This is a genomic window from Candidatus Phaeomarinobacter ectocarpi, from assembly GCF_000689395.1.
Taxonomy (GTDB): Bacteria; Pseudomonadota; Alphaproteobacteria; order CGMCC-115125; family CGMCC-115125; genus Pyruvatibacter; species Pyruvatibacter ectocarpi.
The window spans coordinates 45,665-68,260 of sequence record NZ_HG966617.1; the positions used below are offsets into that span (position 1 = coordinate 45,665).

The following is a 22,596-nucleotide window of genomic DNA, read 5'->3' on the forward strand; positions in this document are numbered from 1 at the left end:
GAATCACTTAACCCGAAAGGGTGTATTTGAGTGAGTAGGTATTTCTTAAGCTTCAGGATGGCGGCACCCATTGGTTGCAGCCATCGATTGTCCTGAAGCGGGACTGCTAAAAAGTTTGTCGGCAACCGGGACTCAATGCTCAACGAAAATGGCTCTTCTGCATTTCCATATCCCGGACAGCATTCCGCGCGTTGTGATGCTCGCGGTGACCATGCCTGCCCTGTGCGCAACGATGTGGATACAGGACGCACACTCTCAGGCCTCGCAGGAAGCCGACCCCAGCCGCATTGAAGACCAGCTCATTGAGCGTGAAGTGCCGTCGCGCAAGCCAACAGCCGATGACCTCAGCCTTGGTATAGCTGGTGCGGGTACCGACGATATCAACGTTCCACCTTTCATTCTAAGCGGTGTGACTGTCGAAGGGGCTACGGCCTTTTCTGGCGAAGAAATAGCCGCGACATATGCGTCGCTCCTCGCAACCCAAATTGGGTCAACCGAACTTGAATCTATTGCCGGTCGCATCACAGCGCTCTATCGCGACGCCGGCTATGTGCTGTCACGCGCCATACTTCCGCCGCAGGACGTCACAACCGGTATCATCCGTATTCAGATTATCGAAGGGTATGTGAGCCATGTGACGACCGATGGCACCGTACCTGAGTACGCCATCAAGGGGTACGCGTCGCGCATCACCGCTGAGCGCCCACTTACACTTACAACCCTTGAGCGGAACATGCTGCTGATCAACGACATGCCCGGTGTCTCGCTCAAAGACGCTGTTCTGTCAGAGGACGAGGCGGTGCAGGGTGCGCATACACTGGCACTTGAGATTGGCCTTGATCGTATCGGCGGTTCCTTCTTTGTAGACAATCGCGGCTCAGCAGAAGTCGGTCCGGTGCAGGCCGGCACCAGCGTTGAACTTCGCAACACAATCGGTTTTGGGGATGCTGTCTCGGTCGCAGGGTTCACCGTGCCAAGCGAGCCGCGCGAGCTGAAGCTTATCCGCATCGGGTACACGACACCCATTGGCTCCAGTGGTTTGCAGATGAGCGTGTCAGGAACAGCAAGCTGGATTGATGCCGGTGGAACCCTCGATGCTGTGGGCGATGAGAGCAATCTCAAGGCAGTGTCCGCAAGTCTGGCCTACCCGATTGTCCGCGCACGGGAGTCAAACCTGTGGCTCAACACCAGCCTTGATGTCAGAAGCGCAGAAGAGCGTACGGACTTTGGCACTGTGTTTGACGAGGATCTGGTGGTGCTGCGTGGGAGTATTTCCGGCATGGTTGCGGATGATTGGGGCGGGCGCAGCTATGTCACGTTCCGGGCGTCCAAAGGTATTCGCCTGATGAACGCGGCCAAGCGAGGCGATCTATTGCTGTCGCGTGTTGACGCTGATCCTCAGGCGGCCACCCTGACCGTAGATGTGTCGCGGTATCAGCAGCTTGTTGATGATCTGCTTTCCGTGACGCTGGCAGGCAGAGCACAAAGGGCGACGGATGCACTCGTCTCCTCGGAGGAGTTCAGTCTTGGAGGGGCCCGGTTCGGGCGAGGCTTTGAGTATGGTGAGCTGACCGGTGATGACGGGATTGCGGGCTCAATCGAGTTCACGATCGCACCTGATATCGAACTGGCCTGGGTCTCTAGCCCGCAGATTTATGCGTTCTACGACACGGGCGCTGTATGGAACAGAAATGTGGTCTTTGGTGACGCACGGCAGTCATTGTCGTCGGCCGGGGCGGGCATCCGACTGACCTTTGCGGACGACTTCAACGCCGGTTTCGAATTGGCAAAGCCGTTGGACCGTGATTCAAGCCGCACCAACACAGACGAATGGCAGGCGCTGTTCTTCCTGTCCGGGCAGCTTTAAGAACCGGGATGCATACGCCCCAGTTCGTAAGCCATCAGCGGTCGTTCAAGGTTTGAAATCTGCAAAGCGGGGAAGTGGCGCGCCGGGGAAGATTCGAACTCCCGACCCCCAGATTCGTAGTCTGGTGCTCTATCCAGCTGAGCTACCGGCGCATGTTTCACGGGATGGGTGGGCTCCAAGGGTGGAGCCTTGCGATAGACGCAAAGTGCAGGGGATATGTGCCCTGCCCGCGAAGGCGTGAAGCTCTAATGCACCGCGCATCCAAGCGCAAGAGGCAATCAGCGCGTCGTGGGTGATTCTTGGCGGCAGCCCGGCCAAAACCGGGTTCTGCAGCGCATTAAGGGGCACGAGAGACGCCACGCTGACCCGAATTGCCAAAAAACAGCCTGATTCACCATAAAAGCCGCGCTTGTGGGGGGATTCCGCATTGGTTAGAGTGACTTCGCTTTCGCGCTGCACTATTAGATGCAGAGCAGACATCCATTTCGCCGGAACGACGGGAAGGGGCCAGGGGGCTTCACGCGTCAATACCCGGTATCCGTAATCAGTCGGGCGCTTGCCATCAGGGCGGCGTGTCCGTTTTCAGGGGGCCAGTCTTCTCAAGGGTTTTGGCGATATGTGCCGGACATCTGTTCGGGCCACGACTTGGTTGGAAGCACCGTCTCTCTGCAAGAAACAAAGGGTAACAAGAGCGCGCGATGACCACCCCTCAGATTGTAAATGCACCCCGCGCCCACTCCCTCAAACTGTCCACGCTGACCCTCGCGGTCGGTGCGGCCCTTCTTTTGAGCGGCTGCGCAGCGTTTGAGAACTCGGATCTGTTCGGCAATTCAGGCCGCAGCACAACATCCGCATCCAACTCCGCCGGCACAACCGGTGTGGCCACCGACGTGGGCGTCGCTGCCCGCAGCTTTGAAGCCCTCAGCGTGACAGCCGGCAGCAACACCGGCACAACCGTTGGCGCCAAGATTGAAGGCCTGCGCGAAGAACTGCGCGGCCTCCAGAGCACCATGGTGACGCAGACCGATCGGGTGAACACCGCCCGCGCCCGTGCCACGGCGAATTCGCGTGACTACCACGAGACCAAGGGTGCCATCGCCTCGCGCCTTCAGCGCGGTACGACACCGGGCAACCCTGAGCTTGTGACCCAGTGGAACTCAGCCCAGGCTGAGCTCGACTCCATCTCCGCTGACATCAACACCATGTCCGGTCTTTCCACCGAGATCGCGACAAACGCGTCCACAGCCAACTACCTGCTGGAAGCCACGCAGGCGACCTTCTCGCTGTCAGGCGCGATTGAAGAAGATCACCGTCAGCTGCGCATCCTGCAGGATGAAACACGCCAGACCACAGTGCTGATCGAGCGTCTGTTGACCGAACTGCGCGACGACATCGCCCGCCAGACGACCTACGTCGCCAATGAGCGCTCAAGCCTGACAACGCTCGCAAACGCCATCAAGACCGGTGAGCTTTTCGGGTCGGGTCTTGCCGTCTCCAACATTGCACCGCCCGCCGCAACGTCCGCATCCCGCCCCGCACCAGCCGCTGGCACGCCAGCTTTGGTGACAATCCGCTTTGATCGCCCGAATGTACAGTACCAGCAGGCGCTCTACACAGCCTTGAGCCGTGCGCTGGAAGTCCGTCCGGCAGCGCAGTTCGATGTGGTAGCCGTCAGCCCATCTGCTGGCAGCCCTGACCGTGTGCAGATTGGTCAAAGCCAGTCTCGCCGCAATGCTGAATCAGTGGTGCGCACCATGAACGAGATGGGACTGCCTGCTGATCGCATCCGCCTCTCAGCCACAACACGTGGCGATGTCGCTGCCAATGAAGTGCGCGTCTACGTTCGCTAGCATGTAAGGCCGTTTGCGGATGGCTGATCAAGACACCACCCCCTCCGGATCGTCCAAAGACGAAATGGCGCCGCACGTTCTGGCGGCAGCGGACAAAGCCGGTCGCCCGCAGCACCATCATCGATTGCTGGGCTTGGTCAGCGGAGCGGCAAGCTTCGGGATCCTGATGGTGATCGGCGCCCCCGAAGGCATGCCGGAAGCCGCATGGGCCACGCTGGCCGTCGCCTCGCTGATGGCCATCTGGTGGGCCACAGAAGCCTTGCCCCTTGCTGCGACAGCCCTTGTGCCATTGGTGGCATTTCCCCTTCTGGGCATCCAGCCCATTCGCCCGACAGCGGCGTCTTATGGGCACCCGCTCATCTTCCTGTTCATGGGCGGGTTTCTGGTGGCCCAGGGCATGCAGCGCTGGAACCTGCACCGGCGCATTGCGCTTTCCATCGCTGTGCGGGCAGGGGCGTCACCCACGCGGCTCATTGCTGGCTTCATGGTCGCTACGGCCTTTCTGAGCATGTGGGTGTCCAACACGGCAACCACGATTATGATGTTGCCCATCGCAGCTTCTGTCGTATCCGTGGTGATCCTCAACAGCCCCAATGCCAGCCACAAGGATGCGCAACGCTTTGGCCTCGCAACCATGCTGGCCATTGCCTACAGCGCCAGCATCGGTGGCATCGCCACTCTTGTCGGTACGCCGCCCAACGCCTTGTTCGCGGCCTTCTTCGCACAGGAGTTCGGCTTTGAAGTGTCGTTCGCGGGCTGGATGATCCTCGCCATGCCGCTGGTCATAATCATGTTGCCGACGGTGTGGCTGGTGCTGACCCGAATTGTCTATCGTTTTGATCTTGGTGCAAGCGATGCGGACGTCGCTCATGGCCAGGAAGAAGTGCGGTCCCAGCTTCGTGCATTGGGGCGCATGTCAGCACCGGAGAGCCGCGTCGCAATCGTGTTTGCCACCATGGCCATTCTCTGGCTGTTCCGGCCCTTGCTTGATGACATCCCGCTGCTCAGTGGCCTGTCTGATCCTGGCATTGCTATAGCCGGGGCCCTGGCCTTGTTTTTGATCCCCGCAGGCAACACGGTCTCGCCGGGTCAGTCCCCGGAAAGCGAAAATGCGCGACTGCTTGACTGGGCACACGCAAAAAACATCTCGTGGGATGTGCTCATACTCTTCGGTGGAGGGCTTGCTCTGGCAGGAGCATTCTCCAGCACGGGTCTTGCCGCCGCGTTGGGAGACGGCATGGGCGTTCTTGCTTGGCTGCCGCTGCTGGTCTTCGTCCTCGCCATTGCCGCCATGGTGATTTTCCTGACGGAACTCACCAGCAACACGGCAACCGTTGCAGCCCTGCTGCCGGTCGTCGCTGCAATTGCTGAAGCAACCGGCCATTCGCCCATTGTGCTTTCGGTCGCGGCCGTTATGGCGGCCTCATGCGCCTTCATGCTGCCCGTGGCGACGCCGCCCAACGCCATCGTGTTTGCATCTGGCTACGTTACGGTGCCGCAAATGATGCGTGCCGGTTTTGCGCTCAACATCATCGGGATTGTTTTGATCGCCGGACTGGCGACATTTGTCGCCCCGCTCATCTTTGGCATTTCGCCTAGCTGAGCAGAAACGTCTCACGGTAACTCACACTGTCCGCTAGTGTCTCCGCCTCATAGACACCACGCGCCACGGCGCGGGCCAGTGTATCCGCAGCCAATGCACCCAGCATGGCAACCATCGCGGGCCGCGCGGCATCTTCAGGAAGGGGCCGTGTTCCTGTTGCCATGGCAAACACCACGTCTCCATCAAATGGGGTGTGAACCGGCCGTACAGAGCGCGCGTAGCCATCCTGAGCCATCATCGCGACCCGACGGGTCTCGGACGGCGTAAGGGCTGCATCTGTCGCAACAACACCAATGGTGGTGTTCATGCCCGGCGAAGCGCCAATCTTACTGTCTGCATAAGGATCATCGGGAAGGGAGTCGGGGGCTGGGTGCTGTCCTTGGTCACCAAGTTCGGACGCTTTTTCAAAGGGTGCAGCCCAGAAGCGGGCGCTACCCGGCATCACGGTAGATCCAAATGGATTGCTGGCAGCAATGGCACCAACCGTAAATCCAGCAGGTGCCAGCACCGACGCACTGCCGATGCCGCCCTTCAAGGCACCGGCCCGGGCCCCAAGACCTGCTCCCTTGTTGCCCAGCGCAAAGGTGTCACCAGCAGCAGCAACAGCGTCCATGCCCAGCGCGCGATAGGGGGGCGTCTCGCCCCAATCCTTGTCGCCCCCGTTTGTCAGGTCAAACAGGATGGCTTGCGGCACAATAGGGGCGACCAGATGGGTGGACTGAAACGTAAAGCCACGTCCCCGCGCACCTAGCCACGCTGCCACCCCTGATGCTGCCTCAAGTCCGTAGACCGACCCGCCGGACAGGACGATGGCGTCGACCGCATCCACCAGACAATCGGCGGATAACAAATCCGTTTCGCGCGTGCCGGGTCCGCCGCCGCGCACATCAACAGCCGCGATTGCATGATCGGCAGGAAGCACGACGGTGACGCCTGTGCGGGCAGCCAGGTCCTCCGACTGACCAACACTGATTCCATCCACATCCGTAATCAGATTACGGGGGCCGGGTGAGAAAGGCGCTGCACTCATGGTGTGTCCTCACGGGGAACAAAAGGTGGCGAAGTATGCGCGAAGGCACGCATGTGGTGCAAAGGGCGCTGGGCGCCGGCCAGACATGCGCAAATGACGTAAATCGCGATACCTGTTCTCGCACGGGAAGTGTCAAGTCTGGTTTTTGCTGACCATGCCTCGTTATGCTGTGCGCCCACCACGACAAAAGGCCGTTCAATGGCGCGCGCGAAACTATTCTTCACCCTGATGGCATCCCTGCTCGGCTTCGCCGCCGTGGGCTATTTGATGAGTGCGGTCCTCACTCCGCAACAAAAGCACATGGTCAGTGCAGCTCATCCGCTGGCAAGCGCCGCCGGGCTTGAAATGCTGGAGCGTGGCGGGTCCGCTGTTGATGCTGCGGTTGCTGTGCAACTGGTGCTCACATTGGTGGAGCCACAATCAAGCGGCATCGGCGGTGGAGCATTCCTGGTCTATTGGAATGAGGATAAGCGCCAGGTCGAGACATGGGACGGACGCGAAACTGCACCGGCCTCAGTGACACCGCGGCATTTCCTCAAGCCTGACGGCACACCCATGAGTTTCTTTGAAGCGGTGGTGGGTGGTCACGCGGTCGGCGTCCCCGGCGTCGTCGCCATGTTGGCGGACGCCCATGAGGAGCAGGGACGGTTGCCATGGGCCGATCTGTTCGAACCTGCCATTCGCCTGGCTGAGGGTGGCTTTGAAGTGACGCCACGGCTCAACAAGCTCATCAACTGGTCGCCCGCTTTGCCGCGCATGCCGGTGGTGAGTGAGTACTTCTTCAAGCCCGGCGAAAAAGACGAAGACGGAAATCCAGTGCCGCTGGATGTGGGTATGGTTCTGGCAAATCCGGCCTATGCCAAAACACTCCGTACACTGGCAGAGCAGGGGCCTCGCGCTTTTTATGAAGGCGAGATAGCCAGGGAAATTCTGGCTGCGGTCAACACCGCGCCGGTCAATCCTGGTGGCATGACAGCGGCGGACCTTGCTGCCTACAAACCGATCAAGCGTGAGCCGGTATGCGCGCCATACCGCACCTACACGGTATGCGGCGCACCTCCGCCGACATCCGGCGGCACGACGGTTCTGCAGATTTTGGGATTGCTGGAAAGCTTCTACATGCAAAACGCAGAACCCCAGTCAGCTGATGCGATCCATCTTATCTCAGAAGCAAGCCGTCTGGCCTACGCGGACAGAAACCTCTATCTCGCAGATCCTGATTTTGTAGACGTCCCCTTGGAGGGCATGCTGGATAGGTCCTATCTGCGTCTGCGCAGCCGCCAGATACACCCTGACCAGACATCGTCCAAGGACCCGCTCCCTGCTGGCCGCCCGGCGGGGTCATCAGCTGCCTATGTGCCGGCCGACCCCAAACCAGCGCATTCAACATCCCATTTCGTCGTGCGTGATGATTGGGGGCATGTCGTCTCAATGACCACCTCGATCGAGGCACCCTTCGGCAGCCACATGATGGCAGGCGGGTTCCTGCTCAATAATCAGCTTACGGATTTCTCCTTCCGTCCAGCGCGGGACGGCAAGCCCATTGCCAATCGGCCTGAAGCTGGAAAACGCCCGCGCTCCTCCATGTCGCCGATGATCGTGCTTGATGAGAACGGTGACTTTTACGCCGCCATTGGCTCACCGGGCGGCAGCCGCATCATCGCCTTTGTGGCGCAAAGCCTGATTGGCATTCTCGACTGGGATATGAGCGTGCAGGACGCAATCGACATGCCGCGCCATGTTCATCGCAACACAACGCTCGAGCTTGAGGAGAACACATTTATCAGCACCCTGGCTGATGGCCTGCGGGCGCGCGGCCATACGGTTGAAGTAAAGGAGATTACCAGCGGACTGCACGGCCTGCGTATGGTTGGGGACGACCTTGAAGGCGGCGCGGACCCTCGTCGCGAAGGTGTTGTGCTGGACTAGCTGCGCCGCGCCAATGACGTGAGGCCGATCAAAGCCACGTCCGGCGCTGTGATCAGGTAAAGGGGAATCTCCGCGAGATAGCTCTTGAACCTACCTTTCGCTTCAAACCGGTGGCGCAGCAGCCGCTGGTTCAGCAAGTCGCCCCAGCGCGGAAGAATGCCACCCGCCAGATAGACGCCGCCTTGCGCACCCAGTGTGAGTGCGAGGTCACCGGCAGCCGAGCCAAGCAGGCCCGTGAAGACCTCGACGGTGTCCTGTGCAAGAGGTGATGCCCCATCCTGTGCCATGCGGGCAATGTCAGCCGCGGTGGGCTTGCCGGTTTCCGGCGAGCCATCAAGGGCACCAAGAGCCGCATACAGCGTTTCCATGCCAGGTCCGCACAGCACACGTTCTGCGGATACATGCCCATAGGTCTGCATCAGCTGAAACAGAAGCGAGATTTCCCGCTCATTGCCAGGCGCAAGGGAGACATGTCCACCCTCGCCGGAGATGGCCGTGAACTCGCCATTTGAGTGCGGCACGAGTCCGGAAACGCCCAGCCCCGTTCCCGGGCCAAGTACTCCAATCGGTGCGCCTTCCTGTGGTTTGCTGCCTCCTATCTGAACCACATCGTCGTCGCCAAGATGCGGAAGTGAGACAGCCACAGCCGTAAAGTCATTGACCAGAATGGGGGCATCGACACCGGTGGCGGACGCAATAGCCTCTGCGCTGACTACCCAGGGGCAGTTGGTCATCTCAATAAAGGCATCACGACCCGAGGCCTGAACCGGCCCGGCAGCGCAAATGGCGACGCCACCAATGTCCTGGTTACCGGACTGATCAAGAAAGGTCTTGAGCGCATCTTCCAGTGTCGGATAGAGCGCGGTCATCAGGACCGTTGGCGCATCAGGTTTGGTCTCGCCCGGCTGCGCCAGCGCAAAGCGCGCATTTGTTCCGCCGATATCTGCAACAAGTACGGGCTTGGTGGTGCGCGCAGACATTCAGGCGGCTGATCCGTTGGAGGTCCCCGATCTGTCAGCATGAATGCTGCCACCTGTCACGCCGGAATCCTCAACGCTGGTCAACGCATCCATATAGGTCGTGCGCCAATGACCAATGTCTTCGTCAGACACATTTTTCAAAAGTGCCTGATGGCGCTGCTTGCGCTCTTCAAGGGGCATATCAAGCGCCCGCGCCAATGCATCAGACATGCCCTGCACATCATAGGGATTGATGATAACAGCATCGCGCATCTGCTTGGCGGCACCCGCAAAGCGCGACAGCACCAGCACGCCGGGGTCTTCCGGGTCCTGCGCCGCCACATATTCCTTGGCGACAAGGTTCATCCCATCGCGCAGCGGCGTCACCAACCCAACATGGCTTGCACGGCAAAGGCCTGCCAATGCCTGGCGAGCAAATGATCTGTTGAGATAGCGGATCGGTGTCCAGTTGAACTCGGCAAACCGCCCGTTGATGTGCCCGGCCATACCCTCAAGCTCGAGCCGCAAATCCTGGTACTCGGTCACGTCTGACCGGGACGGAGGGGCCACCTGCAGCAGGCTCGTCTGACCCCGCTTGTCTGGATGGTCTTCAAGCATCCGCTCAAAGGCATTGAAGCGTTCCGGCAGGCCCTTGGTGTAGTCCAGGCGGTCAACGCCAATGACCTGCTTACGGCCGCGCAGCATGTCGCGCATGGACGTGAACTGTTTCTGGCCTTCTTCGGACTCGGCAAATTCCACGAAATTGTCCGCGTCGATCCCGATGGGGAAGTGGCGCGCGGTCACTGTGCGTCCAAAGCAGCGTGCCTTGTCACCCAGAATGCTGCCCCCGGCCTCCATGCGCACATAGTCAAAGAAGCGGTCGCGATCATGCTCGGTCTGGAAGCCCAGAATGTCGAACGCGAACAGGGCTTGTACCAGCTGCTCATGGTGCGGCAGCGTCGTCAGTAACTCGCGCGGCGGAAAGGGAATGTGCAGGAAGTGTCCGATAGGCCGTGTGCAGCCCAGCTTGCGGAGTTCTTCGGCGAACAGCAGGAAGTGATAGTCATGTACCCAGATCAGATCGTCCGGCTGGATAAGGGGCAGGAGCGATTTGGCAAAGCTCGCATTGACCCGCTCATAGCCCGCAAAGTTCTGACGGTCATATTGTACAAGCCCGGTGCGAAAGTGAAAAAGCGGCCATAGGGACCGGTTGGCAAACCCGTTGTAGTAGTCCTCGTGATCTGCCTTCGAGAGATCAACCGTCGCCAAGGTCAGCGGCCCGGCGGATTCCAGCTTGAGCCGGCTGTCCGGTTCCTCGGTGGTTTCACCAGTCCAGCCAAACCAGATACCGCCGGATGTCTTGAGCGCCTCTACCAGCGCGATGGCCAGACCCCCCGCACGCTTTGCGTCGCCAATCGGCCCGACACGGTTAGACACAACAACGAGCCGGCTCATACTTCGTCCTCCCAGGGACGCGACAGGCGCATCGCCGCATTTATGATGCCGACCAGTGAATAGGTCTGCGGGTAATTGCCCCACAATTCGCCTGTCTTGACGTCGGTGTCCTCCGACAACAGTCCCAGCGGGTTTCGCGCATTCAGCATCTCTTCAAAAATCTCCCGCGCTTCATCTTCCCGGCCAACACGGGCCAAGGCATCAATGTACCAGAAGGTACAAATGTTGAAGGCGGTCTCCGGTTCCCCGAAATCGTCGGCTTCCGCATATCTGTACATATGCTTGCCACGCTTCAGGGTGCGCTCAACGGCATCAAGCGTCTTTTGAAAGCGTTCGTCGTCTGGCTTGAGGAAACCGACTTCCGCCATCAGTAGCAAGCCAGCTTCCACACCCTTGCCGCCGAAGCTCTCAGCAAAAGATTCCATGTCTTCATTCCACGCTTCTGACGTGATGGTGGAATGAATGATGTCGGCGCGGTCCTGCCAGTACGTCGCGCGGTCTGTGAGGTCCATATGCCGCGCGATTTTTGCCAACCGGTCACAGGCTGCCCAGCACATGAGGCTGGAGGATGTGTGCACGCGTGCGCGTGTGCGCAGCTCCCACATGCCTGCATCCGGCTGATTGTATGTCTTGAACGCCAGCTCGCCCATATGTTCCAGGCGGCTGAAATTCTCTTCTGTGCCGGGTTTGAACAGGCGTTGATCGAGGAACGATTGAGACGCTGCGAGCACAACATTGCCATACACATCATGCTGAAAATGCTCGTAGGCCTGGTTGCCGACACGCACAGGCCCCATGCCGCGATAGCCGGAAAGGCTGGTGATCTCGTTCTCCACCAGTGCGGCTTCTCTGCTGATACCCCAGACCGGCTGCAGGTGGTCGTTGGCTTCACCCACAATGTTATGCAGATAGCGCAGGTAGTGCTCCATGGTCTCTACTTCTGACAGGGAGTTGAGGGCCCGCACCACAAAGAACGCATCCCGCAGCCAGCAGTAGCGGTAGTCCCAGTTGCGCTGGGTGTTTGCAGCTTCTGGAACAGATGTCGTCATGGCGGCAATGATGGCGCCGGTTTCTTCATAGGTGCACAGCTTGAGCGTAATGGCGGCGCGAATAACCGCATCCTGCCACTCAAGCGGCAGCGCCAGCCGACGCACCCAGGTCCGCCAGTAGTCGGCTGTGCGTTCCTCAAACGTGTTTGCAGTTTCGCGCAGATTGCCCGCCAGTGGCTCATCCGGGCCCAGCATCATGTCGACGGGCTCTTCCAGCAGGAAGGGCACCTCGTCCAGCACATAGGCCAACGGTGCATTGGTATTGAGCCGCAGGGTCTGGCCGGTGTGAAAAAACCGTGCGTGGTTTGTGCCTCGGCTGAGGTCCGGGACCCGCGCACCCCAGTTGAACCTGGGGCGCAATCGTATGGTGATCCGCGGTGTGCCGGTAAGCGGGGAAATCCGCCGCATGATGGTGACAGGCCGGAACATGCGCCCATGGTTGAGGTAGCGCGGTGCAAAGTCCGTCAGCTCAACCGCGTTGCCCTGTTTGTCATAAAGACGTGTTTTAAGGATGGCCGTATTGGGTTCGTAGTTCTGTTCACTGCGGTCAAAGTCAGCGAGATCTATATCCCAGAAACCAAAGTCGCCCCCGTCAACAGCGTTATCGCCGCCATTCAGAAGATCACAAAAAACCGGGTCCCCGTCGAAACGCGGCAGGCAGGACCACACGATGCGGCCCTGAGGATTAATAAGCGCGCCATAGCTGCTATTGCCAATGACACCAAGATCAAGAGTGGACATAGAACCCTTGGAACCAATTTACACACACGTTTGATCAAAGGGTGGCATCGGTCGGCTTTGGTTGCAATGCACCATAATCGGGTTTTGCCATGCAGATGGGCGACGGGACGCTCTCTAGTGCTTTTGGGCCACAATAAAGATGCGCTTGAAGGAAAACAGCGTTGAGCCATCCGCCTCCTGAGGATAAGCCGCTGCCAGCTTGTGTCGGTAACTGTTCACAAAACGGTCACGTTCAGTGCCCGCTAGCGCGGATGTGAAGGGAACAAGTGCTGTGCCGCTTGTCCAGGCCAGCACAGCATCATCTCCCGACAGAACCTGAAGGTACGTGGTTTCCCAGATGTCTATCGACGACGCATGGGGTGTCAGAAGCCGATGGTAGACGTCCGGATCAGCAACAGGGTTTTCGCGCAGCAAAGAAATCAGAACGGAGTTGTTGGTTTCTTCCACGGCCTCGCGCAACAGCGTGTGGCTGGGCGCATCGAAATTGCGCGGCATCTGGATCGCCAATATGCCACCGGGAGCAACCTCGCCCATCAGGGATGGAAACAGCGATTGATGGCTGCCGAGCCATTGCAGCGCCGCATTTGTGAACAGGACATCGGCTGGAACGGCAGCGCGCCATGTCGCAATGTCCGCGAGGGTCCACGTAGCAGGTAAATCTGTTGACGCGGCTTTGTCGAGCATCTCCTGAGAGCTGTCGACGCCCGTGATCTTGGCGTGTGGCCAGCGTGCCGCCAAAAGGGCAGTGGAGTTGCCCGGTCCGCACCCTAGATCGACCACTTCTCCTGGATTGTCAGTCTGGATTCGACCAAGCAGTTCTGCTGCCGGTCGGGTGCGCTTGTCATCGAACTTCAGATAAATCGAAGGATCCCAGCTCATGGGCTGGATGTAGCACCCTACTGGGCTGCAGCACTAGCCGTCGCCGGTGCAATGCTGCCATCCGGGCCTGGCAGGTAGATGTGAAAGACCGTGCGGCCGGGCCGTGTTTCGTACAGCTCAATGCGGCCGCCATGGGCGCGCACCAAATCCGCTGCGATGGCCATGCCAAGGCCTGTGCCCCCTTTGCGGGCGCTGCCGATAAAAGGCTCAAACAGATGGTCGCGCGCATCTTCGGGAAGGCCGGGCCCTGTGTCCGCGACCACGAGGCGACCGCCTCCCTCGGTCATTTCGCAGGCCACGGTAAGTGTGCCGGTGCCGCCAGCGTCTTCCATAGCCTGAACGGCGTTGCGCGTCAGATTGAGGAGAATGCGAAACAGCTGATCCGCGTCGGCATAGATCTGTTCTTCCTCATCAATGCGAATGTCGGCACAAATTTGTGTCTCGTCCACAGGTAGAACAGCTTCAACAACTTCCGTCGCAAGGTCAGCAAGCGGCACGTATTGTTTGCGGGTGGGTGCTTCTTCCGCCTTGCCGAACTTCATGGTGTCAGTCGCAAGCGCGATGGCACGGTCAATGGATGTGAAGAGTCGCGGGGCGAGCTTTTGCACTTGCGGATCATCGACGCCCGACAGCCGATCTGAAATCAACTGAGCGCTTGCAAGAATATTCCGCAAATCATGATTGATCTTGCTGACCGCTGTTCCAAGCGCTGCTAGTCGGGTTTTCTGTCGCAGCGCCTGGCGCAGCTCACCCTGCATGGCGGCCAGTTCACGTTCGGCAGTTCCAATTTCATCGCGCCGGTCAGAGGGCAGCATGACGCGCGAAATATCTTCCGGGTACTGACGGAACCGGACCATGTTTGCCGTGATGCGCATCATCGGCTGAACAAGGGCGCGGTTGAGAGCTAGAAAAACCAGCGCTGCGGTAAAGATGGAGATCGCAATCGACAGCAAAAGGATGTTGCCAGAAAACGCGATCATGTCCTGGCGCAACGGCGTATCATCGATAACGATTTCGATGAATTCACCGCCGCCGAACCGAGGCTCGCCGGCCACAGCGACGGTGCGTCCGCCGCCAAAAACCAGAACTTCAAAGGCGTCGTAGCACAGCTCCAATATGCTTGCATTACGCAGGTCATAGCGCGCCGCGACCATGTCCTGCATGGGACTTGCCAACAGCAGCTCGCGCCGGTTGTCCCGCTTCAGTGCCACAGCTTTGACTTCAGCGTTCTTGAGCAATTCCGCCTCAAGGTCGGGCATCACGCCACGCTCTGCGGCTGCCACAACAGCAAGCGTGGCCAGCTGCGCAGCATTGATCCGATCCATCAGCCATGTTTCGCGATAGTTCGCGATCGACGGCACATAGATGAAGACCTCAGCCAGCATTACGAAGGCGACGGTCAGGACCAGAAGCTGAGCGGACAGGCTGCGGGCCAGGCGTGCGGGCAACAGCGATTGCAGGCTTGAGCGGTGCTCAGGCTTGGTCTCGTGATCTGTATGCTCTTCCTGGCCCATGTCCCGTCCGCTGGCAGGCCCGGCTGGTGCGCGGGCCGTGTGCGTTTCTACCCAAAAATTCGCATCAGCGATTTCACCACAAACCGGACCCGCGAACTATAGAGGGTCTCGGTATAGAAGGAGCCCGCCGCCCGTTTGGAAACTTCGGTCATGGTCGGGTAGGGCGCAATGAACTGGGCCATGGTGCCGATTTTCTGCTTCTGGCCCACAGCCAGAATCCACGGCGCAAGCAGGTCACCTGCGCCTGCGCCGGCAATCGACGCCCCCAGAACAACACCCTTCTTGTCGACCATCACCTTGATGACTCCTTCAGTGCGGCGCTCCGCCTGTGCCCGGTCATTCTCGTGGAACTCCCAGCGCAGCACTTTCATGCTGTCGCCATGGACATCCCGGGCCTGCTGTTCGGTTAGGCCCACATGCGCCATTTCCGGGTCCGTATATGTGACCCAGGGCACAGCTGAGTGATCTGCCTTGGCAGGCATCTTGAACAGAGCATTCCGAATGACGATGCCCGCGTGATAGCCAGCCACATGGGTGAATTGCAGGCCGCCTGCCACATCGCCAATGGCAAACACCTTCTTGTTGGTCGTGCGCAGGCGATCATCGGTCTTGATGCCGCGATTGGTGTACTCAATGCCGGCTTTCTCAAGATCCAGCTTGTCGACGTTTGGTTTGCGGCCAACCGCGAGAAGCAGGTGTGACCCTTCAACGCTTTGTTCGGTGCCGTCTTTTTCAAACACCACACGCACGCCTGCGTCCGTCTTTTCAATGCGCTGAACCATCGCATCCTCGCGCAAATCAATGCCTTCTTCGACCAGGCGCTTCTTGACGATTGCCGTCAGTTCCGGATCGTCCTTGCCAAGCGCCTTGCCGCCTTCAAGCGTCGTGACCTTGGCTCCAAGCCGCCGATGTGCCTGGCTCATCTCCATGCCGATGGGGCCACCACCGATGACGATCAGATGTTCGGGCAGAACATCATTGTCGAAGATGTTTTCGTTGGTGAAAAACGACACATCTTCCAGGCCCGGGATCGGCGGCTCGAACGGGCTTGAGCCTGTGGCAATGACAATGCGCTTTGCGGTGATCTCGGTGTCACCGGCAATAACGGTCCGCGCATCCTTGAAGCGACCGAACTCGCGAATGACCGTGACGCCAAGTCCTTCAAATCGTTCCTGGCTGTCAATCGGTGCAATCGTCGCGATCACATCCTTGACGTGCGCATTGACCTTCTTGAAATCGACCTGCGGCACGGCAGCTGCAATACCGAACTCTTCTGAATGTCCAAACATGTGGGCGTGCTTGCCGGCGGCGAGCAGAGCCTTGGAGGGGACACACCCATAGTTCAGGCAATCTCCGCCCATCTCTCCTGCTTCAAGCAGCACGACTTTGGCGCCCATCTGGACAGCGCCCGCTGCAACTGAAAGGCCGCCGGAGCCACCACCAATGACGCAGATATCTGTAGAGATCTTTTTCATGATTGTGTTCCTTTAGGCAGCCGACTTGCGGTCGCGAATACGACGAATGACAACAGGAATGAGCGCGACCACACCGAGCGCTGCAAAGGCGATGAGAATTTCCGGTGTAAGCAAAGAGCCCGGATCAAGCGCGAACGTGCATCCGCCGTCAGCGCCCTTCTCAGCAACGCAGGCATCAAACGATGCTTGCTGCGCTTCAATAATGGAATCGAGCCCGGCGCCAACAAAAGCAAATGCAAACGTACCAGGGATGATGCCCAGAAATGTACCAATGGCATATGTCGTGAGGCCCACGCCAAGAACCGCTGGCGCAAGATTGACCAGCCAGAAAGGGAACGCAGGGACCAAGCGCAGGAACAGCAGATAGGACAACGCATCCTTCTGGAAGCCGTCACGCAATTTCTCAAGCCAGGGGCCCGCGCGCGCGGCAAGCGGCTCACCAAAGGACGTCTTTGCAATAAGGAAGATGATCGTCGCGCCGATGGTTGCGCCTACCACGGCCACAAGGCCACCAAGCAACGGTCCAAACAGGAACCCGCTTGTGATGGTCATCAAGGCGCCGCCTGGAAGCGACAGCGCGACAACCACCACATAGATCGCAATGAACGCTGCGATCGCGACAACGATATTGGATTCAACAAACCCGGTCAGGGCTTCCCGGTTTTCAGCCACCGTCTGCAACGAAAGATATGTATGCAGATCAAAATAAAAGGCCGCCCCAATGAGGCCCGCCAGGATGATGAGAGGAAGTGACCTTTTGAGGCTGAACCCCTGCTCATCACTTTTGGTGTCTTCGGTCTTGTTGTCGTCAGTCATCGCGCATGTCCCCCGCGAGTGCATGAAAGTCTGAAAAGGTGTGGTTTAGCTACCGTCCGGCCCATTGGCCGTATCGTTGAGTGACCAGTCGTAGTCGTAAGACACACGGCCCGAATGTGCGTTCAGTTTGTCAGCGAGGTCCGGGTCGGCATGTTTGGCAATGCTCTTGAGTTGCGCTGCTTTGGTCGCGCCAAAGTCCTTGCCGTACCAGTCGTAGATTTTTGAGATTGTGAGCTTGTTGCCATCAAAGCTGACGCCGCGCGGATGGTTGACGTAGTCCTTGGCGGCCTTTTCCAGCTGTGCTTCAAGCTTTTTGCCGGTAAACGGCTCAAGCGCCAGATTGGGGCAGCCATAGGAAGCGCAGTTGACGGCATAGTGCACCCGTGGCTCGTCCCAGTTTTCGCGCATGATGTCGTGCTCAATGTTGTCGAGCGACAGTTCCTCGTCTTCCACGGTCACAAGTTTTTTGCCCCACGGGCCGGTTGAAAACAGCCCCGGTGAAATTGAAATGTCGCGGATGGACCGCACCGGATAGTGCTCGAGGATCACTTCAACGGTGACGGCGTTGTAAAGGTTGGCCCAAAAAGCGAACTGCTCATCCTTATTCAGGCCGGAGACCTTGGTTTCCTGAAGCAGATCGATATAGGCACCAAGTTTCTCGACATCGGCGGCATTCTCGCCAAGGGCTGCGTAATCCACCCGCGTAATTCCATCACTGCCGAGGGAGACGTAGGAGGTCAGAAGGCTTGCCCATTGGCTATGGTCGACTGTCTTGGTGCTCATCGGGTCATGCTCTTCAAAAATCTCCGCAAGGTCAGCAGCCTGTGCCGGTTGGATGGGTGTCACAAGGGAAAAGCCCAGCACAACAGCCGCGCTCAGCAGGGCGGCGGACAGAAATCCGCGCGGCGCTGGGAGGTCATTTGAGGTCTGGGCGCTTGGCATATGGATCATGGTACGTTCCCGCAGGTCGGTTGGGTCATCTCGTTGGGCCCTAAGTGGCCTATTGGGGCCCAGGGTGAAAGACCGGCTCCCGGGCTTGTGAACGGGTGTTTTTGGGTGTGAGCAGGCGTGTTGATGAAGGGCGGGGGCTGCAGCAAACCGCCAATTGACAAGCAAACCCGGCTTGCTTACAACCCGCGGCTCTGGCGTCGCAGGCTTTAGCTTGCGCGAGACCTTAGGCTTTTGCCAACCGGAACCGCGCATCACCTGCCAGACGCTGACCAGATATTTGCATGTTTTCCCCGGTTTTCCGGGGCCAGACCCGGAGTTTGTGCCGTGAAACGGACATTTCAGCCAAGCCGCCTCGTGCGTAAGCGCCGTCACGGCTTCCGCGCACGTCTTGCCACCAAAAATGGCCGCAAGGTGCTTCAGCGCCGTCGCGCCAAAGGCCGCAAGAGCCTGTCTGCCTAGAAACAGGCGGCCCTGATTGGCGGAATCCCGCCAAATACGGACACCAGCATGATCGAACGCCTGAAAAAGCGGGCGGATTTTTTGCAAGCCGCACGTGGCAAACGTGCGGCAATGCCTGGTCTTGTGCTGCAGATGCGCCCGCATCAGGAAAAAGATGGCGATTCCCCCTTCAGGGTTGGCTTTACCGTCACCAAGAAGGTTGGAAATGCAGTTGTTCGCAACCGCGCCAAGCGCCGCCTGCGCGCAGCAGCCGAAGCAATGCTCCCCCGCTATGGCCTTCCGGGCCGCGATTATGTAGTTATCGGGCGCGCTGGCACGCTAAGCCGTCCATTCGCACTGTTGTTGGGCGACCTGGAAAGGGCACTGGCAAAAGTGCATGGCCGCGCCCACCTGTCGCCTAGCGATCCTTCCATCCCTGGTTCTGCCGTGAGTGAGACGCACCCCGACGATGACCGACGAAAATCGTAACTTTATCCTCGCCGCCGTTTTGTGTGTCGCCGTCCTTGTGGGCTGGCAGTACTTCTTCGTCACGCCACCTGAACCGGTCGCGTCGACAGACACCGAGCAGACCCTAGCGGCCGATGCAGCAGGCACCCCGGCCCCGGCAGATGGATCGGGTCTGGCACCCGTGCCCGACACCACAGGCAAACCACAGGTTGATGAGCAACTTGGAGGTGCCGGTCTTCCTGTAGCAGCAAGTGCTGTTCTGCCGCGCGCCATTGCGTTGGAGCAGTCACCACGCGTGACGCTCGACAGCCCGAGCGTTGACGGGTCCATCTCTCTCACCGGCGCCCGCATCGATGATCTGCAGCTCAAGAATTACCGTCAGACGGTGGATCCAACGAGCCCTGAAATCATCCTGCTTTCGCCGCGCGGTTCAGAGAACCCGTACTACGCAGAGTTCGGCTGGACGGCTCCTGCCTCAGCCAATGTGAGTCTCCCAGGCGCCGACACCGTCTGGACCCAGGACACACCGGGCATGCTGACGCCCACAACGCCGATCACGCTGAGCTACGACAATGGTGCGGGTCTCACCTTCCGCAAAACCATCTCGCTCGACGAAGACTACATGTTCACGATCGAGCAAAGCGTGGATAATGCGACTGCTGCCGCCGTGACGCTGTATCCGTATGGCCTTGTGGCGCGCACAGGCACACCTGAGATCGAAGGCATCTGGATTCTGCATGAAGGTCTGATCGGATATTTTCCGGATACGGACGGCCTGCAGGAACTCGATTATGATGATCTTCAGGAAACAGGCTCCATCCGTGCCCGCACGGCAGGCGGCTGGCTTGGCATCACAGACAAATACTGGATGACGGCTCTCATTCCGGATCAGTCGACAGAAAGCCGCATGTCATTCTCCGACACGCCCGTGCGCGGTCAGGACGTCTATCAGGCAGACTACCTGCGCGATCCGGTTGTGGTCCCTGCGGGGGGCTCCACATCAACGACCGACCGGCTGTTTGCCGGCGCCAAGGTCGTCAACATCATTGACGGCTATGAAGGCCAGCTTGGCATTGAGAGCTTCGAACTCGCCATCGACTGGGGTTGGTTCTACTTCTTCACCAAGCCATTGTTCCTGGCACTGCTCTATATCCAGGGCATGGTCGGCAACTTCGGTGTGGCCATCATCATCATCACCGTCCTCATCAAACTCGCCTTCTTCCCGCTCGCCAACACGTCCTACGTGGCCATGAGCAAGATGAAGAAAGTTCAGCCAGAGATGATGAAGCTGCGCGAGCGCTTTGCAGACGACAAGCAGCGCCAGCAACAGGAACTGATGGAGCTGTACAAGCGTGAGAAGGTAAATCCGCTCGCCGGGTGTCTGCCGATCCTGATCCAGATTCCCGTTTTCTTTGCGTTGTACAAAGTGTTGTTCGTCACCATCGAAATGCGCCACGCGCCGTTCTTTGGCTGGATCAATGACCTGTCCGCGCAGGACCCTACATCGATCTTCAATCTGTTTGGGCTTATTCCATTCGATCCACCGTCGTTCCTCCTGATCGGTGTCTGGCCGATCCTGATGGGGATCACGATGTATCTTCAGATGAAGATGAACCCGGCGCCGACGGACGAAATCCAGCAGCAGATCTTTCGCTGGATGCCGATCATCTTCACATTCGTGCTGGCGACATTCCCTGCCGGTCTTGTGATCTACTGGACGTTCAACAATGCCTTTTCGATCCTCCAGCAGTGGGTCATCATGCGGCGTCAGGGTGTATCGCCGGAGTGGGGTCAGGATTTCCAGTGGCTCACTAAGCGGTTCAAATCCGACAATGATGCGTCCTAGCGTCCAAAGCAGGTCATGACATGTCAGATCAGGATGAGCAGGAACGCGCCGCGCTCGTAGAAGCCGGACGATTGCTCTTCTCGCGGCCGACCGAGTTTCTCAAAGGCGTGGTGAACGTGGAAGGGCTGCCGCCGGGTGGCCGCCCGGAATTTGCGTTTGCCGGTCGCTCCAATGTGGGCAAGTCCAGCCTCATCAATGCCCTGACGCGGCACAACAATCTGGCCCGCACATCCAACACACCGGGCCGCACGCAGGAGATCAACTTTTTCGGTCTCCCGGCGGGTGACCCTGACGGCGTCTATCTGGTGGATCTGCCAGGCTACGGCTATGCGCGTGAGAGCAAATCCAAGGTCCGCACCTGGACAAATCTCATCACCAAATATCTGGCCGGCCGCGCCGCCCTGCGCCGCGTATTCGTGCTTGTGGACAGTCGCCATGGCGTCAAAGCCAATGACGAAGAGATTTTCGATCTGATGGACACAGCAGCCGTCTCCTATCAGGTGGTGCTGACCAAGGCCGACAAACCCAAGAAAGACGAGCTGGTTAAAGTTATTGCCAGCACCGAGGCGGCCATGCGGCGTCATGTGGCGGCCCACCCTCAGGTCCTCGTCACAGCGTCCAAGACCGGGCTCGGTCTTGAAGATGTGCGAGCCGAAGTCGCCTTCCTGCGCGATTACTGACCCGGATTAATCTCATACAACGACACGTTCTGGCCGCAGACGGACCTTTTGGGTATAGATCATGTCAGCAATGAGCTGCGCCTGTGGCTCGATAACAAGATCAAACAGATCAGACTCCAAATAGACAAGACATGGCGGACATCCGCGCGATGACAGACAAGACAGCTGAAGCATGGCTGGAGAAGGCCCACATCCTCTCTGAGGCGTTGCCCTATATGCAGCGCTATGAAGACAAGGTCGTGGTCGTGAAATATGGCGGCCATGCCATGGGCGACGACAAGCTGGCGGCCCAGTTCGCGCGCGATATCGTCCTGCTCAAGCAGGTCGGCATCAATGTCATCATCGTGCACGGGGGCGGCCCGCAGATCGGGTCCATGCTCAAGCGCTTGGCAATCGAAAGTGAGTTTCAGGAAGGCCTGCGCGTTACCGACGAAGCGACAGTTGAAGTCGTGGAAATGGTGCTGTCCGGCAAGATCAATGGCGAAGTCGTTACCGCCATCAACCAGGCCGGCGGCAAGGCGGTGGGTTTGTCAGGCAAGGACGGCAGCCTGATCGTTGCCAAGAAAATGCAAAAGACAGTTCAGGACAGCGACAGCAATATTGAGCGCGTGTTGGATCTTGGATTTGTCGGCGAGCCCGAAGAGATCAACCCGGATGTCCTCAAAGTCTTGATCGGGTCCGATCTCATTCCTGTCATCGCGCCCATTGGTGTGTCCAAGGACGGTCATACCTACAACATCAATGCAGACACAGCAGCCGGCGCCATTGCCGGTGCGCTGGATGCCAAACGTCTCTTGATGCTGACCGATGTGCGCGGCGTTCTGAACAAGGACGGGGATCTGCTGACCAACATCACGCCCGACGATGCAAAAGGATTGATTGCCGACGGGACGATCTCCGGCGGCATGATTCCAAAAATCGAAACCTGCCTTGAAGCGCGCGCTGCCGGCACCGAGGCCGCTGTTATTCTGGATGGTCGGGTGCCCCACGCGGTGCTGCTCGAACTCTTTACCGAGCACGGGGCGGGCTCTCTCATTGGCTAATGC

At 58.9% G+C, this 22,596-nt stretch carries 18 protein-coding genes and 1 tRNA gene; 9 read left to right on the top strand and 10 right to left on the bottom strand.

The features are described 5' to 3' along the window. Positions 1-148: 148 nt before the first annotated feature. The gene (locus tag BN1012_RS00205) at positions 149-1,867 is read left to right on the top strand and encodes a ShlB/FhaC/HecB family hemolysin secretion/activation protein (RefSeq protein ID WP_043948033.1); all 1,719 of its coding nucleotides are present in this window, start codon (positions 149-151) and stop codon (positions 1,865-1,867) included. Positions 1,868-1,942: 75 nt separating this feature from the next. Here BN1012_RS00205 and BN1012_RS00210 read toward each other — a convergent pair. Then, positions 1,943-2,019: transfer RNA gene (locus tag BN1012_RS00210), tRNA-Arg, on the bottom strand. 546 nt (positions 2,020-2,565) lie between these two features. Here BN1012_RS00210 and BN1012_RS00215 point away from each other — a divergent pair. Both BN1012_RS00215 and BN1012_RS00220 read left to right on the top strand, forming a co-directional pair. Next, positions 2,566-3,717, top strand: a complete 1,152-nt coding sequence (locus tag BN1012_RS00215; protein WP_043948034.1) for a hypothetical protein — start codon at positions 2,566-2,568, stop codon at positions 3,715-3,717. Between the two features lie 19 nt (positions 3,718-3,736). Further along, positions 3,737-5,320 carry an SLC13 family permease gene (locus tag BN1012_RS00220; RefSeq protein ID WP_244442919.1) on the top strand — a complete coding sequence of 528 codons (1,584 nt, stop codon included), beginning with the start codon at positions 3,737-3,739 and terminating at the stop codon, positions 5,318-5,320. Here the strand turns inward: BN1012_RS00220 and BN1012_RS00225 are convergent. After that, positions 5,313-6,350 (bottom strand): P1 family peptidase, encoded by a 1,038-nt coding sequence (locus BN1012_RS00225; RefSeq protein ID WP_043948035.1) that lies wholly within the window; start codon positions 6,348-6,350, stop codon positions 5,313-5,315. The genes BN1012_RS00220 and BN1012_RS00225 overlap by 8 nt on opposite strands. Positions 6,351-6,548: 198 nt before the next feature. Here BN1012_RS00225 and ggt point away from each other — a divergent pair, with 198 nt between their 5' ends. Further along, positions 6,549-8,279, top strand: coding sequence for a gamma-glutamyltransferase (gene ggt / locus BN1012_RS00230; protein WP_052534245.1), 1,731 nt, complete (start codon positions 6,549-6,551; stop codon positions 8,277-8,279). On the opposite strand, the gene glk is transcribed toward ggt, so the two are convergent. From glk to BN1012_RS00270, 8 genes are all read right to left on the bottom strand, one after another. Then, the gene (gene glk, locus BN1012_RS00235; RefSeq protein WP_043948036.1) at positions 8,276-9,259 is read right to left on the bottom strand and encodes a glucokinase; all 984 of its coding nucleotides are present in this window, start codon (positions 9,257-9,259) and stop codon (positions 8,276-8,278) included. The two genes, ggt and glk, sit on opposite strands and share 4 nt — an antisense overlap. After that, positions 9,260-10,693 carry an alpha,alpha-trehalose-phosphate synthase (UDP-forming) gene (gene otsA, locus BN1012_RS00240; protein WP_043948037.1) on the bottom strand — a complete coding sequence of 478 codons (1,434 nt, stop codon included), beginning with the start codon at positions 10,691-10,693 and terminating at the stop codon, positions 9,260-9,262. It lies immediately after the preceding gene. Beyond that, positions 10,690-12,483, bottom strand: a complete 1,794-nt coding sequence (locus BN1012_RS00245; protein ID WP_043948038.1) for a glycoside hydrolase family 15 protein — start codon at positions 12,481-12,483, stop codon at positions 10,690-10,692. The genes otsA and BN1012_RS00245 overlap by 4 nt, the downstream gene beginning before the upstream one ends. Before the next feature lie 114 nt (positions 12,484-12,597). Then, positions 12,598-13,362 (bottom strand): methyltransferase domain-containing protein, encoded by a 765-nt coding sequence (locus BN1012_RS00250; RefSeq protein ID WP_043948039.1) that lies wholly within the window; start codon positions 13,360-13,362, stop codon positions 12,598-12,600. 17 nt (positions 13,363-13,379) lie between these two features. Continuing rightward, positions 13,380-14,876, bottom strand: coding sequence for a sensor histidine kinase (locus tag BN1012_RS00255; RefSeq protein WP_081826122.1), 1,497 nt, complete (start codon positions 14,874-14,876; stop codon positions 13,380-13,382). A gap of 47 nt (positions 14,877-14,923) precedes the next feature. Beyond that, a complete protein-coding gene (locus BN1012_RS17460; protein ID WP_043948040.1) occupies positions 14,924-16,351 on the bottom strand; it encodes a dihydrolipoyl dehydrogenase family protein in 1,428 nt (475 codons plus the stop codon). A gap of 12 nt (positions 16,352-16,363) precedes the next feature. Next, on the bottom strand, positions 16,364-17,167 hold the full coding sequence (locus BN1012_RS17465; RefSeq protein WP_043948041.1) for a TVP38/TMEM64 family protein: 804 nt from the start codon (positions 17,165-17,167) through the stop codon (positions 16,364-16,366). 45 nt (positions 17,168-17,212) lie between these two features. Beyond that, positions 17,213-18,118 carry a DUF547 domain-containing protein gene (locus tag BN1012_RS00270; protein ID WP_052534248.1) on the bottom strand — a complete coding sequence of 302 codons (906 nt, stop codon included), beginning with the start codon at positions 18,116-18,118 and terminating at the stop codon, positions 17,213-17,215. Positions 18,119-18,442: 324 nt separating this feature from the next. Here BN1012_RS00270 and rpmH point away from each other — a divergent pair, with 324 nt between their 5' ends. The 5 genes from rpmH to argB all read left to right on the top strand — a co-directional run bounded on the left by rpmH (position 18,443) and on the right by argB (position 22,593). Continuing rightward, entirely contained in the window at positions 18,443-18,577 is a 135-nt protein-coding gene (gene rpmH / locus BN1012_RS00275; RefSeq protein WP_043948042.1) for a 50S ribosomal protein L34, read from the top strand. 48 nt (positions 18,578-18,625) lie between these two features. Further along, positions 18,626-19,045: a ribonuclease P protein component gene (rnpA, locus tag BN1012_RS00280; RefSeq protein WP_043948043.1), complete on the top strand. Its 420-nt coding sequence runs from the start codon at positions 18,626-18,628 to the stop codon at positions 19,043-19,045. Beyond that, complete coding sequence (yidC, locus tag BN1012_RS00285; RefSeq protein ID WP_043948044.1) at positions 19,026-20,870, top strand: membrane protein insertase YidC; 1,845 nt, start codon at positions 19,026-19,028, stop codon at positions 20,868-20,870. The genes rnpA and yidC overlap by 20 nt, the downstream gene beginning before the upstream one ends. A gap of 20 nt (positions 20,871-20,890) precedes the next feature. Beyond that, a complete protein-coding gene (gene yihA / locus BN1012_RS00290; RefSeq protein ID WP_043948045.1) occupies positions 20,891-21,550 on the top strand; it encodes a ribosome biogenesis GTP-binding protein YihA/YsxC in 660 nt (219 codons plus the stop codon). A 149-nt stretch (positions 21,551-21,699) separates the two neighbouring features. After that, positions 21,700-22,593 (top strand): acetylglutamate kinase, encoded by an 894-nt coding sequence (argB, locus tag BN1012_RS00295; RefSeq protein ID WP_122381381.1) that lies wholly within the window; start codon positions 21,700-21,702, stop codon positions 22,591-22,593. Positions 22,594-22,596: the final 3 nt, after the last annotated feature.

Bases quoted from the DNA above. Each gene is read 5' to 3' on its own strand.
- BN1012_RS00205 (WP_043948033.1), top strand. From the start codon at position 149: ATGGCTCTTCTGCATTTCCATATCCCGGACAGCATTCCGCGCGTTGTG.
- BN1012_RS00215 (WP_043948034.1), top strand. From the start codon at position 2,566: ATGACCACCCCTCAGATTGTAAATGCACCCCGCGCCCACTCCCTCAAA.
- BN1012_RS00220 (WP_244442919.1), top strand. From the start codon at position 3,737: ATGGCTGATCAAGACACCACCCCCTCCGGATCGTCCAAAGACGAAATG.
- BN1012_RS00225 (WP_043948035.1), bottom strand. From the start codon at position 6,350: ATGAGTGCAGCGCCTTTCTCACCCGGCCCCCGTAATCTGATTACGGAT.
- ggt (WP_052534245.1), top strand. From the start codon at position 6,549: ATGGCGCGCGCGAAACTATTCTTCACCCTGATGGCATCCCTGCTCGGC.
- glk (WP_043948036.1), bottom strand. From the start codon at position 9,259: ATGTCTGCGCGCACCACCAAGCCCGTACTTGTTGCAGATATCGGCGGA.
- otsA (WP_043948037.1), bottom strand. From the start codon at position 10,693: ATGAGCCGGCTCGTTGTTGTGTCTAACCGTGTCGGGCCGATTGGCGAC.
- BN1012_RS00245 (WP_043948038.1), bottom strand. From the start codon at position 12,483: ATGTCCACTCTTGATCTTGGTGTCATTGGCAATAGCAGCTATGGCGCG.
- BN1012_RS00250 (WP_043948039.1), bottom strand. From the start codon at position 13,362: ATGAGCTGGGATCCTTCGATTTATCTGAAGTTCGATGACAAGCGCACC.
- BN1012_RS00255 (WP_081826122.1), bottom strand. From the start codon at position 14,876: ATGGGCCAGGAAGAGCATACAGATCACGAGACCAAGCCTGAGCACCGC.
- BN1012_RS17460 (WP_043948040.1), bottom strand. From the start codon at position 16,351: ATGAAAAAGATCTCTACAGATATCTGCGTCATTGGTGGTGGCTCCGGC.
- BN1012_RS17465 (WP_043948041.1), bottom strand. From the start codon at position 17,167: ATGACTGACGACAACAAGACCGAAGACACCAAAAGTGATGAGCAGGGG.
- BN1012_RS00270 (WP_052534248.1), bottom strand. From the start codon at position 18,118: ATGATCCATATGCCAAGCGCCCAGACCTCAAATGACCTCCCAGCGCCG.
- rnpA (WP_043948043.1), top strand. From the start codon at position 18,626: ATGATCGAACGCCTGAAAAAGCGGGCGGATTTTTTGCAAGCCGCACGT.
- yidC (WP_043948044.1), top strand. From the start codon at position 19,026: ATGACCGACGAAAATCGTAACTTTATCCTCGCCGCCGTTTTGTGTGTC.
- yihA (WP_043948045.1), top strand. From the start codon at position 20,891: ATGTCAGATCAGGATGAGCAGGAACGCGCCGCGCTCGTAGAAGCCGGA.
- argB (WP_122381381.1), top strand. From the start codon at position 21,700: ATGACAGACAAGACAGCTGAAGCATGGCTGGAGAAGGCCCACATCCTC.